The sequence below is a fragment of the Paenibacillus sp. FSL M7-0420 genome (assembly GCF_038002345.1).
Classification (GTDB): domain Bacteria; phylum Bacillota; class Bacilli; order Paenibacillales; family Paenibacillaceae; genus Paenibacillus_AQ.
Genome location: NZ_JBBOCJ010000001.1, coordinates 4,003,029 through 4,017,376 on the forward strand (window position 1 = coordinate 4,003,029; position 14,348 = coordinate 4,017,376).

The following is a 14,348-nucleotide window of genomic DNA, read 5'->3' on the forward strand; positions in this document are numbered from 1 at the left end:
TCCCGGAAAAAAAGACCACCCTGTGCCCGAAGGCATCAGCGAACAGGCTGATGACGGGTGCACAGGGTGGAGTGTTGACCTCTATCTATTAGTACAAAGTCTTGGTCGCCGCGGAGATGAACGGAATAATCTCATCCGTCTTGCCTGTCTGCACTTTGGCAGGCCATGCGGGATCGCTGATCAGCGCCCGGCCTACTGCTACCAGATCGAATTCGCCCTTCTCCAGGCGTTCCAGCAGACGGTCGATGTTATCGTCCTCATTCTTCTCCATAACCGCACTGGTGAATGCGAAGATATCTACCCCGGCATTGTTGAGCGGGGTCAGGAAACGGGCCAGATACTCCAGCGTCTCCTCCAGCTTAGCGTCGTAGGCCCTGCCCTTCCACTACGAGAAGCGGAGTACGATCGGGAAATCCCCAGATTTAAAATAACTTCATTGCTTAGAGCTTCAGTGTGAGGCACGCAACTCAGGAGTATCTCCAGCGCAACAAAATCACCCTTCGGGTGGAAGAGATTACCTGCGCGACAGCAAATGTATGACGTTTTCCGCATATATTCGGGCCACCAGCCTGCGCGACAGCAAATGTATGCTGTTTTCCGCATACATTCGGGCCACAAGCCTGCGCGCCAGCAAATGTATGCCGTTTTCCGCATACATTCGGGCCACAAGCCTGCGCGCCAGCAAATGTATGCTGTTTTCCGCATACATTCAGGCCACAAGCCTGCGCGCCAGCAAATGTATGCTGTTTTCCGCATACATTCTGAGCTCCTCATATACTCATGCGACCTCCTGATCATCCAAAGAGTACTTCTCCCCACGCGATGCCCCCTTATCCACAACAGACGGATAATATAATTTCCTATACGACAAAAAAGCCCGGCCTAAAATGTAAGGTCCCGGACTTATTTATTACAACCAGCTTGCCACCGGACGTCCTAATCCCCAAGCCTATAGATCAAAATCGATGCGTTGGAGTTGACCTGCGTTCCTCCGGCTAAGGTCTGTAAATTGATTGCAGCGGCACTGGAATGGTTCCTTAAAGTGATTACATCGCCGGGGACTACAGAGATAATCACCATCCCGGGGTTAGGCTGTGTTCCCGCTCCAGAACCATAGACACTGCCACCAACAGGTGCACCGTTCAGATACAACGTGAACTGATTCGGTTCCACTGCGGTGACAATAAAGATTACCGCATAATCTCCTGCATTCTCAACATTAATCTGAGCGGTATTAGGGGTATGCGAGAAGCCGACAAGACTCTCATTGCTGTCAAAAGTAACATCTGCTTCCGTAGCCACGGTCTGGGCCCCCGTATTGAAAATATAGGCATAAGATGACGCCAATACGCCCGTCGCTCCCGTGGCTCCTGTTGCGCCCGTCGCTCCAGTTGCACCCGTTACTCCCGTGGCTCCCGTCACTCCCGTTGCTCCCGTGGCTCCAGTTGCACCCGTCACTCCCGTTGCACCCGTCACTCCAGTTGCACCCGTCACTCCCGTTGCACCCGTCACTCCCGTTGCACCCGTTGCTCCAGTTGCACCTGTGGCTCCCGTTACTCCCGTTGCACCCGTGGCTCCCGTCACACCCGTTACTCCCGTGGCTCCCGTGGCTCCAGTTGCACCCGTAGCTCCCGTTACTCCCGTCGCACCCGTTGCTCCAGTTGCACCTGTGGCTCCCGTCACTCCCGTTGCTCCCGTAGCTCCCGTCACACCCGTTACTCCCGTCGCACCCGTGGCTCCCGTTGCTCCCGTCGCACCCGTGGCTCCCGTTACTCCCGTCGCCCCCGTTACTCCCGTTACTCCGGTAGCTCCGGTGACTCCTGTTGCCTCTTCTCCCAGCAACTCCTGCGAGACCAGCCGGTGTGCTGTCACCAACTGCCCGCTGGTATTTTGGCCCCATAGGGACACCTGCGCTTCGGAGACCGCCGTTCCTGTCGTGTTGAACACGAATTCAAAAGCATCCAGGTCTGCATAGTAAATTTTGGTAACCACTTGGGAGGGGGCCACACTGATCTCCTCCTGCACATATAAGGTGCGTATGCCGTTCAGGGTATAACCCGAAATAAGCATATCGAAGAATCCGGTTATATTGCGGCCGTCTATTTTGAGTGTTACCCTTTGCGTCGGGCGGGTCCCCGTATTGCTTGAAATATTGTTCTCAATCGGTCCTGTAGATAAAATTGCCATTTCCAGCTCCCCTCTCAACCTAAATCAAGCTATATTAATAGCAATATTCGAGAGAAAACAGAAGAGTGTTGGCAAATTGGCATTATTATAAGAAATAGTCATAATCAGTACATCTTCAAAGATTCACCCGCAAAAAAACACCCCATGCGGGCAGCCATGAGCGGATAGACTTGAAGTCTAACCTAATGGCTTGGCACAGGGTGTTACAGATCAAGCTCTATTGATTAAAACAATGTCTTGGTAGACTCCGAGGTGAACGGAATAATCTCGTTAATCTTGCCCGCCTGCACTTTGGCAGGCCATGCGGGATCGCTGATCAGCGCCCGGCCTACTGCTACCAGATCGAATTCGCCCTTCTCCAGGCGTTCCAGCAGACGGTCGATGTTGTCGTCCTGGTCCTTCTCCGTGACCGCACTGGTGAACGCACTATCCAATCCCACAGAACCTACTGTAATGGCAGGCTTGCCCGTGATCTTCTTCGTCCAGCCTGCCAGGTTAAGCTCCGAGCCAGCGAATTCCGGCTCCCAGAACCGCCGGGTCGAGCAGTGGAAGATATCCACCCCGGCATTGCTGAGCGGGGTCAGGAAGCGGGCCAGGTCTTCGGGAGACTCGGCCAGCTTAGCATCATAGGCCCCGGCCTTCCACTGCGAGAAGCGGAGTACAATCGGGAAATCCGGTCCTACCGCGCGGCGGCAGGCATCGACCACTTCCACCGCGAAGGTGGTGCGCGCCTCCAGATCACCGCCGTATTCATCGGTGCGGCGGTTGGTCTTCTCCCAGAAGAACTGGTCGATCAGATAGCCGTGGGCGCCGTGCAGCTCTATGCCGTCGAAGCCGATGGCTTTGGCAGCCTTCGCTGCCTTGGCGAAGGCACTGACGATGGCCTGAATCTCGCTCTTCGTCATCGGCTCCGTCACCTGCTCACCGGCCAGATTCAGCCCGGACGGGCCAATCGGCAGCGCCGAAGCGTTAGGCTCCTCACCGATCTTACGGGCCATGCCGACATGCCAGAGCTGGGGCATAATCTTGCCTCCGGCGGCATGCACCTCGCGCACGACCTGCGCCCATCCCTCCAGAGCGGCTTCGCCATGGAAGTTCGGGATATCCTGATGGCTGACTGCCGCCGGATGATCGATGGCTGTGCCTTCGGTAATGATCAGGCCCACCCCGCCTTCCGCGCGGCGGCGGTAATACGCCGCCACCTCAGGACCAGGTACGCCTCCGGGAGAATACACCCGGGTCATCGGGGCCATCACCACACGGTTACTGAGAGACAAGCCCCCGTATTCAAAAGGTTCAAACAATGCAGCAGCATTCATAATTCACTAGCCTCCATTTCATACGATGATTACTTGATGATTACTTGATGATTACTTGATGATTACTTGATGATTACTTTAAGTAAGCATAGTATGACGCTTCCCGGCGGCAAATGCAAATGACTGCCAGTCTAAGCGGTTTGATAAATCTTATAAGTCCAGCACTCCGGCTTTTGGAGTCACCCGGAAGGCTGCGGCCAGATCTGCCAGCTGCTGATCGGTGATCTTCTGCCGAATCTCTCTTCCGCCGATCAGGTTATAGACAATCGCGGCCTTTTCAATCGTTTCAACCAGTCCGAAGGTGGCATCCATCGTCGCCCCGGTCACAAAGATCCCATGCTGCGGCCAGATGACTACGCGGTACTCCTTCATTTTATCCGCGGTAGCCCGGCCGATCTCGCTGCTCCCCGGCACCATCCAGGGAATGACGCTGACGCCATCCGGGAAGACCACCAGACATTCCGTGCACATCTCCCACAGCGTCTTGGTGAATTTCAGCTCATCCAGATCATGGGTGAAGGTCATGGCAATTACATTCGTTGCATGGGTATGCAGCACAATCCGGTGCGCCGGATCTACCTTCAGCCGTTCGATATGGCTCATGAAGTGGGAAGCCAGCTCACTGGTCGGAACAGTGCCGCCCCTCAGTCCCCATAACACCTCTACACTCTCGCCGCTGCTGCTGACACGCAACACACCCAGATTGGCCTCCGGGTCCTTGATCACATTACGGAAATACTTGCCTGATCCGGTAACAATGAAGTATTTGCCCGCCAGCTCGGCTACAGGGAAGGTAAGGCTGATCGTGCGCAGCGGCTCGCGGATATTAATATACTTGGCTACCTCTTCTTCATCCAGGAGGTAACTGACGTTGCCCCCATTCAGCTCATCCCAGCCCAGCGACCACATGTGATGGGTAATTTCAGACATTTCCTCGATAAAAGGCGCGGTGACGCCGGAGATATACCCTTTGGATTCAATTACGGAAGTACTCATATGCTCTCTCCTTCTATATGCACCCTAAGCGTGCGGGTACTTGTTATTTATTATTTCAGCAGTCATTGTAATTTCAGCAGCCTAATCTTATCTTAAAGCCAATACATCCTGTTCATAGCGCTTCACTTCAGCCAGCCACCCCTCGCGGACCGGGGTCCCCTGCGAAGCGCAGTAGTAGTCCCAGACAGCACCGAACGGGTAGGACTTGAATTCTTCCACCAGGGCCAGCCGTGAGGTGTAATCTCCGGCCCGTTCAATGTCCCGAAGCTCCTCTACCGGCTCTAACATAGCGCGCAGCAGCGCCTTGATCGTATTGCGCGTGCCGATTACCCAAGCTGCCAGATGATTGATACTGCCGTCGAAGAAGTCGAGCCCGATATGCGTACGCGGCAGCAGATCCCCGCGAACCAGCTCGCGGGCAATCTCCAGCAGCTCATCGTCCATCGTGACCACATGATCGCTATCCCAGCGGACCGGTCTGCTGACATGCAGCAGCAGCTGCTCGCTGAACATCAGGATGGAGCTGAGCTTGTTCGAGATCACTTCCGTCGGATGGAAATGCCCGGCATCCAGACAGATGGCTTTACCGCGTGTCAGGCCGTAGCCCATGTAGAACTCATGCGAACCGACAACGTAGCTCTCCGAGCCGATACCGAACAGCTTGCTCTCCACGGCATCGATAGTGTACTGCGGATCCATCTCCTCGCTGAAGATTTCGTCCAGCGATTCCTTCAGTCGCATGCGCGGTGCCAGCCGGTCTACCGGAGTATCCTTGTAGCCGTCAGGCACCCAGAAATTCGTCACACACGGCTGGCCCAGCTCGCGCCCGAAATTCTCGGCAATGCTGCGGGAAGCCTTGCAATGCTTAATCCAGAAGCTCCGGATCTCTTCGTCCGCATGGCTCAGGGTGAACCCGTCCGCCGCCTTCGGATGCGAGAAGCAGGTCGGATTGAAATCAAGGCCTAAGCCCTGCTCCTTGGCCCATTCCACCCAATTCGTGAAATGGCGCGGCGCGAGCTCATCCAGATCCACCTGCTCCTTCGTATCGGCATAGATCGCATGCAGATTGACCTTATGCTTGCCGGGAATCAGCGAGAGGGCCTTCTCCAGATCCTGACGCAGCTCATCCGGTGTACCGGCCCGGCCGGGGTAGCTGCCGGTCACGGCAATACCGCCGCTCAGCTCTTTATCCTTGAACAGGAAGCCCCGTACATCATCGCCCTGCCAGCAGTGCAGCGATACTTTGATCTGCCCCAGCTTCTCCAGTACCTCATCCGTATGAATCCCATGGGCTGCAAATAATTTCTTGGCTTCGTTGTAGCTGTTAATGATGCTCTGATCCATGCTGTTGCCTCCTAATACGTATTGTGAACATCCGCTCCCGGATGAAGCTGCTCCCAGCGGACCAGCAGCTCCGCCAGCTGAGGAACCGGCTGCGGAAGATAAGACTGAATCGCGAAGGACTGAGAGATGATCTGCCGGGCTTCATGGATATCTGCCATACGGCCCGCCTCAACCATCTGCACAGCCAGATTACCCAGGGCTGTAGATTCGGTCGGTCCGGCCAGCACTTCCCTGCCGGTAACATCCGCCGTCAGCTGGCACAGCAGCCCATTGTTAGCGCCGCCGCCGACAATCTGCAGCACTTCGGTACGCTTCCCGGTGAGATCTTCCAATTCAGCCAGATGACTGCGGTAGGATAATGCCAGACTGTCAAAGATACAGCGGGCCAGCTCGCCCGTAGTCTGCGGCACAGGCTGGCCGCTCTCCAGGCAGGCCCGCCGGATCTCCTGAATCATATCCCCGGGCTTAAGGAACCTCGGATGATTGCAAGGAATCAGGCTGCGGAAGCCAGAGCATTCCCCGGCCTGCTCTGCCAGTTCCGCGAAGCTAAATCTTCCGCCGTCCAGTCTGCGCACTTCCTGAATCAGCCAGAGGCCCATAATATTCTTCAGGAACCGGTAAGTCCCGTAAGCGCCCCACTCGTTGGTATAATTGGCGGCCATCGCTCTGCTGTTATTGATCGGGTGATCCAGTTCTACTCCCAGCAGAGACCAGGTTCCGCTACTAAGATAGGCTGACGCACGGTCCTTCTGAGCAGGCACACCGAGCACCGCAGATGCTGTGTCATGCGTAGCCACGCAGATCAGGCGGCACTCCGGCAGATCATACTCCGCGCGCATTTCCTGCGTAAGGAAGCCGAGCTCTTCCCCAGGCTCGGTTAACGGAGCGAACTGTTCACGCCGCAGACCCAGAAATTCCAGCAACTCAGGATCGTATTCACGGGTCGCAAGATTCAATAGCTGTGTCGTGGATGCATTGGTAACCTCGTTCATCTTACGTCCGCCGAGCCGGTAGTAGAGATAATCCGGTACCAGCAGGATCTGATCGGCCGCCTTCAGCTCTTCCCGGTCATGCGCATATAGCTGATACAGCGTATTGAAGGTAAGCTGCTGAATGCCCGTTTTGGCGTAGACCTTCTCTGGCGGAAGGAGCCGCCCGACTTCTTCCATCACCCCGTCGGTCCGGTGGTCACGGTAGGCATAGATCCCGCTTATCCGCTTGCCTTCGGCATCCAGCAGCACATAATCTACCGCCCAGGTATCAATGCCGAGGGTGCATTCGTGAATGCCTCTTAGCTTCGCCTGCTGCAGACCGTTAATAATTTCATTCAATAAATAATCCATATCCCAGAAGCAGGAGCCTTCCTGTTCTGTGAAGCCATTGCTGAAACGGTGAATCTCCTCCAGACGGAGGCTCCCGTCCACGAGCTGTCCGAGCACCAGCCGTCCGCTGGAGGCGCCGATATCGACGGCGATATGATAGGTCATAGGGAATCTCCTATTCTATGAGAGGTGATTTACAGAATTTTACGGAATAACGCGATTACTTCATCTTTGGCAGGAATAAAAGGATTACCGGGCGCGCAGGCATCCTTCATAGCGTTCTCAGCCAGCAGATCAAGATCTACTTCCGCTACACCCAGCTCGGACAGCTTGGCAGGTATGCCAACCTCCTTCGACAGGGCCTTGATCGCCTCAATGACATAATCCGCACATTCCTTGTCACTCCGTCCTTCAGTCTGCATACCGGCCGCTCTGGCAATCGCTCTGAACTTCTCCGGCACATGCTTGGCATTCTCTTCTTCCACATAAGGCAGCAGCATTGCATTGCACACGCCGTGCGGCAGATCATACACCCCGCCCAGCTGATGGGCCATGGCATGCACATAGCCTAAGCCTGCGTTATTGAAGGCCAGGCCGCCGAGGAAAATCGCATAGACCATCTGCTCACGCGCTTCAATATCCCCTCCGTTCGTTACCGTCCGCGCCAGATTAGCGAAGATCAGCTCCACCGCAGCCAGTGCCGTAGCATCGGTCACCGGATATGCGCCTGGAGTGACCAGCGCTTCAATCGCATGCGTCAGTGCATCCATGCCCGTAGCTGCCGTCAGCGCAGCAGGCTTATCGACCATCAGCTCCGGATCATTCACCGAGATGGTGGCGATACTGTTCTTGTCTACCATGACCATCTTGATTTTGCGCTCTTCATCTGTAATCACGTAGTTGATCGTCACTTCACTTGAAGTCCCGGCCGTCGTGTTCACCGCGACAATCGGCAGAGATTTCTTCTTGGATTTGTGAACGCCTTCATAATCGGCAATATGCCCCCCGTTGGTGGCCACAATTCCGATGGCCTTGGCCGTATCCTGCGGCGAGCCGCCGCCGATGGAGATCAGATAGTCACATTCGTGCTGCTTAAGGAAGTCTACGCCGTCATGAACATTTTTGCAGGTAGGGTTCGGCTTCACTTCATCATATACCACATACTGAATCCCCGCCTCCTCCAGCACAGCCAGCAGCTTGCCAGCGATTCCGCTCTTCATCAGGAACTTGTCTGTGACTACAAGCGCCTTGTTCAAATTCAGCTCTTGAATGTACGGGGCGATGTCCTTCAGACAGCCCTTCCCCATAATGTTGATTGACGGTACATAATAGACATGAGTACTCATTGCTTAACCAGCCTCCCGGGCACATGAATAATGAATGAACACTGTAAGCGTACATCTACCTGTTGACCTTCTCATCGTATAGCCGTTAATCTGTGTTGTCAACATTATAAATACAAATAATGTTGTTTTTATTTGTTTAATGTACGTTTCGTGGAAAACAAACGATCATTATCGTGGGTTTCAGAGCAAATCGGGTTCATAATGTTGTACAACACAGAAATAACAGTCTATATTAAGACTATCAACTCTGGAAAGGTGATACGTATGCTTGCTGCCGAAAGACGCAAAAAAATAATCGACCTTGTCCATCAGGACAAGCGGGTGCTGGTGTCCGATCTGAGCCGGATGTTCGAGGTGACAGAGGAGACGATCCGCAGAGACCTGGAGAAGCTGGAGAAGGATGGCATTGTAAGCCGGACCTACGGCGGAGCCATGCTGAACAGGCATACCAATGAGGACCTGCCTTTTCTGACCCGGGGAGCGCTCAATACGGATATCAAACGCGCAATAGCGATCCAGGCGCTGGATCTGATTAATGACGGGGATACGCTGATGGTCGACCCCAGCTCGACTTCGTTTGAATTCCTGAAGCTGCTGGGTAATAAAAGTAATCTGACGATCATCACCAATTCGATCAACATTCTCCATGAGTTCGCAAGTTCGAGCCACAGCATTATTTCTACAGGCGGCTCACTCCGCCACCGTTCCCTGTCGCTTGTCGGCCCCGTAGCCCATGAGACCATTCAGCGCTACAATGTGGACACCGCTGTAATCAGCTGCAAGGCCCTTGATATGGACCGCGGAGTCACCGATTCCAATGAACCGGAATGCGAGCTGAAGAAATACATGCTGCGCCAAGCCCACAAGGTAGTCCTTCTGGCTGACCATACCAAGTTCGACCAGACAGCCTTCGCGAGGCTCGCAGAGCTAAGCCGGATCGATGTGCTGATTACCGACCGCAAGCCTTCGGAAGCGTGGCTGAAGCTGTTGTCCGAGAAGAATGTGGAAGTATTGTATTAATATCACAAGAGATCATTTTGAGAGGGGATAAGTTTAGATATGGGCACAAAGAGGAAAACCTTACCCGCCGATTTCCGCGAGCTGGTTAAAACAGGGGATATCGATCTACTTAAGGCTGTTTTTGAGCAATGTGAATGGAATGCAACCTTGGGCTACTCCAAAGAACCTGCACTCAGCATCCGGCAAATTCCGGATGAGCTGGCCCGCTGGCTGGTGGAACAGGGTGCTGACATTAACGCCAGGGATAAATATCAGCGTACCCCGCTGCATTCACAGGCCGGAAACTGGTCGGGTAATATCCCGCTGTTCCTTGAGCTTGGTGCTGAGCTGGAAGCCCTGGATTATCAGGACGAGACCCCGCTGCACGCCGCTGTCAACTACTACCGGACTGGGGCGGTCCGTGATCTTATCGCTCACGGCGCCAACATCCATGCTGTGAGCAAGCGCGGGAATACCCCGCTGGCAAAAGCCTTGATCAATTGCCGGAATGCCGATATCACCGGCATGGCTGAGATCGCGCAGGCAATGCTTGCAGCCGGAACAGAAGCTACACCGGAGATGAGGGAATCCGTGAAGAAGATCGGCAAGAGCTTTGAATTCGCCCGCTCCAATTTCAATAAAGAGCGCTTGAGTGAAACCGCAGCTGCACTCGAATCCCTGTACAAGCTGTTCGATGTAGAGCCTGTAGCAGCGCGGGTGATGCATGACGGCGTTTCCAAGATCGAGGTAAACAGTACAAGATGGCAGGATCAGCACCAGGAGCTATGGGAATTACTCATCCCGGCGTCAGGACATGCACTCACCGTGCAGGGAGAGGTCATTCGCATCACCGGCCGGATCTCTCATGAAATCATGAATAACGGCGGAGGCAACTGGGATGCCGATTTCCGTAAAATGCTGAATGCGCTGCTCCGGCACTTCGCCTCGGGCACACCTCTGGACCCTGCGCACCTCAAGGAAGCAGCGGAATTAGCCGGTTACCTGCGCCATGGCAACGGCAATGATGAGCCGGCCAGATTATGCGAATTGGCCGTGAATTGGGTACTTGCCAATCCACAGCCTGTTTCGTTGCCGCAGCCGGATTACAAACGCTAAATGCTGAGACATCCAGTACTTGTCCTGCTCCCTATGAAGAAGCGGCTCCCTTGGAGAGCATAATATTCAGAATCGCCTGGTCTGTGGCGGCAAGCCCTTCCTGAACCAGGGTCTCCATATTCTTGATCGTATCCTCCACCTTCTCGAAGATGACACCGTCACTCGGACTAGCGGAGATATTGTTCATGGCGAGAGTAGCAGACTGAATGGCCGCGTTGGTGGCCGTTGAGATTTTGAGCGCACAGGTTGGCTTGGCACCATCGCAGATCATGCCGGAAGTAGAGGCAATCGTATTCTGGATGGAGTGCTTGATCTGCGCCAGCGTCCCGCCCATCAGATAGACAATGCCGCTGCCCGCCCCCACTCCACCGGCAATGCCTGAGCCGCAGAGCGGGGACAGACGGCCAATGTAATGCTTCACATGGATGGTAATCAGATTGCTGAGCGCCATCGCTCTGGCCAGGGTCTCCTCATCCTTGCCGAGGAGCTCGGCCAAGGCAATGACCGGCATGGTACAGGCAATCCCCTGATTGCCGCTGCCCGCCGTCGTCATTACCGGCATGGCACTGCCGTCCATCCGTGCATCGGATGCGGCTGCCGTTGCGGCAATGATCCGGTTCGCCACATCCGCGCCGAACAGATTGAGGGCGGATTGCTGGCTCATTTTCCGGCCCACCTGAAGGCCATACTCCCCGCGCAGCCCTTCCTCCGAGATCGCCTTATTCATAACCGCTCCCTCCAGCAGGAAGCGAAGATCCTCGAACGGTGTATTCTGAACGAAGGCATAGATATCTTCGAGTGAGACCGAGTATACCTCAGGGTCCAGACTAAGCGGGTCACCGCAGTCGGCCTTGTCCAGCTTCGGCTCAAGCCGCTGGCCATCCTTCGCCAGAAACTGCACATTCGTGTGCTCTTTTTCCAGGATCGCTGTGGCGGTATGGTTCTTGCTGTGTACTCTCGCTTCAATATATAGCTTCTCCGGCGTATCCTTCAGCTCAACCTCCAGCAGCTTACGCTCCAGCAGTCTCTCTGCACTTGCCAGCTCCTCCGGGGTCAGCCCGGACAGAATCTCCAGCTTCCGCTCCGAGCGGCGCACCACCGCACCCAAGGCAGCCGCTATCGGCAAGCCCGTCTGGCCTGTACCGGGAATCCCCACACCCATCGCATTCTTGATGATATTGCCGCTGAGGAATAGCCGAATCGCCGTAATCTCCTCTTCCACCAGTTCAGCGGCCAACGAGACGGCATAAGCTACCGCTATCGGTTCGGTGCAGCCTTCTGCCGGCATAATTTCTTTGTGTAATACTTCCAGTAGGTTAACCATCTGTGCATCACCATTCCCTCTGTCTGTCGATCTATGTCTATATCTGTTTCTTTATATAGTACATCAGATAGACAGTCCGGGGAATCCCCGTTATTACCCATCACCCGCCCAGCTTCACCAGCCGCTTCAGCCCTTCCGTACAGGCCCAGCCTCCGGCACCTGCCAGAATCGCATTATGACAAATGTTCAAAGCCAGCTTATACGTCATACTGCCGATAATGATTTCGACCACAATGAACCGTAAGATATCTCTTTTCGTGATCAGATAAACTCTAAATTCCTGATTATGGGACACCGGCTATCTCCCCCGTCCAATTCATGTTTCTGTACTTATATGCTGCCTGCGGGTTGTCTGATTCTCTGTGCCAGGCACAACAAAGAGCACTACTTCTCCATTGGGCTACATTGGTGGAAAAGTACTGCTTCATTGGCTTGATTGCTCGGCTGGCGGGCAGTCGGCGGATTCAGGTGCACTAGTGCTCTTCATTTGCGAGGTTGGCGGGTATTCGGCGGATTCAGGTGCACTAGTGCTCTTCATTTGCGAGGTTGGCGGGTAGTCGGTGAATTCAGGTGCACTAGTGCTCTTCATTTGCGAGGTCGGCGGGTATTCGGCGGATTCAATGGGGCTGTCTCAAAAGTCATGAAATGGCTGCTTGGGACAGCTCTTTATTGCGGAGTGGGACCAACGTGAGCACTTAGGTGGACGCTCTGCAAACGGACCGTTGTTCCAATCGCTGTTGCGTCCAGATTTTTTTCATTCCCCTTAGCGGTGAAAATCCGGACACAAAGGCGACCGCTTCCGCTTTTACACAATCGTTCCGTCCGCACCGCTGTTTAAGCGGGAAACGACTCATCCATGCTAAAAAAGAAACAAAAAAATCGCTCAGAGGGCGTTCGGCAGTTGCGTAAGGAGGTGTTGCCTTAAAAGACGACCCATTAGCTGTACGCTGAATGACAGAACCGGAAATTGCTTGGACAACTGAAGAACAATCGAGGCTTCCGGGAATTTCTGCAAGTGGCTGTCATCGTTCATAGAAAATTACTTTTGGGACAGCCCCTTCATTTCTCCATCTGGCCCGTTTCCGGCCAATTTAATGGGATTTATCCCCTTCATTTCCCCATCCGGCCCGCTTCCAGCCGATTCAATGGGATTATCCCCTTCATTTTCCCATCCGGCCCGCTTCCAGCCGATTTAATGGGATTAATCCCCTTCATTTCCCCATCTGGCCCACTTCCGGCCAATTTAATGGGATTAATCCCCTTCATTTCTCCATCCGGCCCGCTTCCAGCCGATTTAATGGGATTTATCCTCTTCATTTCCCCATCCGGCCCACTTCCGGCCAATTTAATGGGATTAATCCCCTTCATTTTCCCGTATAGCCCGCTTCCAGGCCGGTTTCCGCCCAAAGCCGAAACAGAAGAGGCTGCCCAAACAGCCATTACATGGCTATGGGACAGCCCCCTGATATCACCGCTTCAGCCTAAGTGCTGCTGCTTACTTCGACTCCACCGCATGGCCGCCGAATTCGTTACGCAAGGCGGCGACGACTTTGCCGGTGAAGGTGTCGGTCTCCAGCGACCGGTAGCGCATGAGCAGAGCCATGGCGATAACCGGAGTTGCTGCCTGGAGGTCGAAGGCCGTCTCCAGTGTCCAGCGTCCCTCCCCGGAGGAATGCATGACTCCCTTGATGTCCTCCAGCTTGGCATCCTTGGAGAAAGCGCGCTCGATCAGCTCCATCAGCCAGGAGCGGACCACCGAGCCGTTGTTCCAGACGCGGGCCACCTGCTCGAAGTCGAAATCATATCCGCTTTTCTCCAGCACCTCGAAGCCCTCGCCGATCGCAGCCATCATCCCGTATTCAATCCCGTTGTGCACCATCTTGAGGAAATGTCCGCTCCCGGATTTGCCGGCGTACAGATATCCGTTCTCTACCGCAGTGTCACGGAACAGAGGCTCGACCACCGCCCACGCTTCCTCATCGCCGCCAACCATGTAGCAGGCCCCGTTCCGTGCACCTTCCATTCCGCCGGAGGTTCCCGCATCCAGGAAGTGAATTCCGTGGGCACCCAGCTCCTCATGACGGCGGATCGACTCTTTATAATGTGAGTTCCCGGCTTCAATGATAATATCTCCCTTGGATAATAGCGGCGTCAGTTCAGCAATCACTGAATCTACAAAAGTATGGGGAACCATGATCCAGAGAACGCGCGGGGAATCAAGCCGGCCCGTAAGCTCCGTGAGGCTTGCTGCCCCGGACGCACCGCGTTCGGCCAGTTCCTGCACCGCAGCAGGATTCACATCATACGCTACCACTTCATGGGCATGCTCCAGCAGGTTCTGGCCCAGATTGAAGCCCATTTTGCCAAGTCCGATTAAACCGACTTTCATTACGAA

The 14,348-nt window shown here is 54.6% G+C and carries 12 protein-coding genes; 2 read left to right on the top strand and 10 right to left on the bottom strand.

The genetic code is table 11. The features are described 5' to 3' along the window. Positions 1-88 precede the first annotated feature (88 nt). From MKX51_RS16980 to MKX51_RS17010, 7 genes are all read right to left on the bottom strand, one after another. Entirely contained in the window at positions 89-271 is a 183-nt protein-coding gene (locus MKX51_RS16980) for a hypothetical protein (RefSeq protein ID WP_340993230.1), read from the bottom strand. A 665-nt stretch (positions 272-936) separates the two neighbouring features. Next, on the bottom strand, positions 937-2,187 hold the full coding sequence (locus MKX51_RS16985; RefSeq protein ID WP_340993231.1) for a BclA C-terminal domain-containing protein: 1,251 nt from the start codon (positions 2,185-2,187) through the stop codon (positions 937-939). Positions 2,188-2,411: 224 nt separating this feature from the next. After that, positions 2,412-3,506 carry an NADH:flavin oxidoreductase gene (locus MKX51_RS16990; protein WP_340993232.1) on the bottom strand — a complete coding sequence of 365 codons (1,095 nt, stop codon included), beginning with the start codon at positions 3,504-3,506 and terminating at the stop codon, positions 2,412-2,414. 150 nt (positions 3,507-3,656) lie between these two features. Next, a complete protein-coding gene (gene rhaD / locus MKX51_RS16995) occupies positions 3,657-4,502 on the bottom strand; it encodes a rhamnulose-1-phosphate aldolase (protein ID WP_340993233.1) in 846 nt (281 codons plus the stop codon). Positions 4,503-4,589: 87 nt separating this feature from the next. Continuing rightward, entirely contained in the window at positions 4,590-5,846 is a 1,257-nt protein-coding gene (rhaA, locus tag MKX51_RS17000; protein WP_340993234.1) for an L-rhamnose isomerase, read from the bottom strand. An 11-nt stretch (positions 5,847-5,857) separates the two neighbouring features. Beyond that, on the bottom strand, positions 5,858-7,333 hold the full coding sequence (gene rhaB, locus MKX51_RS17005) for a rhamnulokinase (RefSeq protein WP_340993235.1): 1,476 nt from the start codon (positions 7,331-7,333) through the stop codon (positions 5,858-5,860). A gap of 29 nt (positions 7,334-7,362) precedes the next feature. Continuing rightward, entirely contained in the window at positions 7,363-8,514 is a 1,152-nt protein-coding gene (locus tag MKX51_RS17010; protein ID WP_340993236.1) for an iron-containing alcohol dehydrogenase, read from the bottom strand. A gap of 264 nt (positions 8,515-8,778) precedes the next feature. On the opposite strand from MKX51_RS17010, the gene MKX51_RS17015 reads away from it, so the two are divergent. Both MKX51_RS17015 and MKX51_RS17020 read left to right on the top strand, forming a co-directional pair. Next, positions 8,779-9,534: a DeoR/GlpR family DNA-binding transcription regulator gene (locus MKX51_RS17015; protein ID WP_036724867.1), complete on the top strand. Its 756-nt coding sequence runs from the start codon at positions 8,779-8,781 to the stop codon at positions 9,532-9,534. A 39-nt stretch (positions 9,535-9,573) separates the two neighbouring features. Beyond that, entirely contained in the window at positions 9,574-10,629 is a 1,056-nt protein-coding gene (locus tag MKX51_RS17020) for an ankyrin repeat domain-containing protein (RefSeq protein WP_340993237.1), read from the top strand. Positions 10,630-10,660: 31 nt separating this feature from the next. On the opposite strand, the gene MKX51_RS17025 is transcribed toward MKX51_RS17020, so the two are convergent. From MKX51_RS17025 to gnd, 3 genes are all read right to left on the bottom strand, one after another. Beyond that, positions 10,661-11,953, bottom strand: a complete 1,293-nt coding sequence (locus MKX51_RS17025) for an L-cysteine desulfidase family protein (protein WP_340993238.1) — start codon at positions 11,951-11,953, stop codon at positions 10,661-10,663. Between the two features lie 100 nt (positions 11,954-12,053). Further along, positions 12,054-12,248 carry a hypothetical protein gene (locus MKX51_RS17030; RefSeq protein WP_340993239.1) on the bottom strand — a complete coding sequence of 65 codons (195 nt, stop codon included), beginning with the start codon at positions 12,246-12,248 and terminating at the stop codon, positions 12,054-12,056. A 1,200-nt stretch (positions 12,249-13,448) separates the two neighbouring features. Further along, a complete protein-coding gene (gene gnd, locus MKX51_RS17035) occupies positions 13,449-14,342 on the bottom strand; it encodes a phosphogluconate dehydrogenase (NAD(+)-dependent, decarboxylating) (protein WP_340940187.1) in 894 nt (297 codons plus the stop codon). Between the last annotated feature and the right edge of the window lie 6 nt (positions 14,343-14,348).

What these genes read in the sequence shown, in the direction of transcription:
- rhaA (WP_340993234.1), bottom strand. Translation starts at nt 5,846, where the DNA reads ATGGATCAGAGCATCATTAACAGCTACAACGAAGCCAAGAAATTATTT.
- MKX51_RS16985 (WP_340993231.1), bottom strand. Translation starts at nt 2,187, where the DNA reads ATGGCAATTTTATCTACAGGACCGATTGAGAACAATATTTCAAGCAAT.
- gnd (WP_340940187.1), bottom strand. Translation starts at nt 14,342, where the DNA reads ATGAAAGTCGGTTTAATCGGACTTGGCAAAATGGGCTTCAATCTGGGC.
- MKX51_RS17010 (WP_340993236.1), bottom strand. Translation starts at nt 8,514, where the DNA reads ATGAGTACTCATGTCTATTATGTACCGTCAATCAACATTATGGGGAAG.
- rhaD (WP_340993233.1), bottom strand. Translation starts at nt 4,502, where the DNA reads ATGAGTACTTCCGTAATTGAATCCAAAGGGTATATCTCCGGCGTCACC.
- MKX51_RS17025 (WP_340993238.1), bottom strand. Translation starts at nt 11,953, where the DNA reads ATGGTTAACCTACTGGAAGTATTACACAAAGAAATTATGCCGGCAGAA.
- rhaB (WP_340993235.1), bottom strand. Translation starts at nt 7,333, where the DNA reads ATGACCTATCATATCGCCGTCGATATCGGCGCCTCCAGCGGACGGCTG.
- MKX51_RS17020 (WP_340993237.1), top strand. Translation starts at nt 9,574, where the DNA reads ATGGGCACAAAGAGGAAAACCTTACCCGCCGATTTCCGCGAGCTGGTT.
- MKX51_RS16990 (WP_340993232.1), bottom strand. Translation starts at nt 3,506, where the DNA reads ATGAATGCTGCTGCATTGTTTGAACCTTTTGAATACGGGGGCTTGTCT.
- MKX51_RS17015 (WP_036724867.1), top strand. Translation starts at nt 8,779, where the DNA reads ATGCTTGCTGCCGAAAGACGCAAAAAAATAATCGACCTTGTCCATCAG.
- MKX51_RS16980 (WP_340993230.1), bottom strand. Translation starts at nt 271, where the DNA reads ATGGAGAAGAATGAGGACGATAACATCGACCGTCTGCTGGAACGCCTG.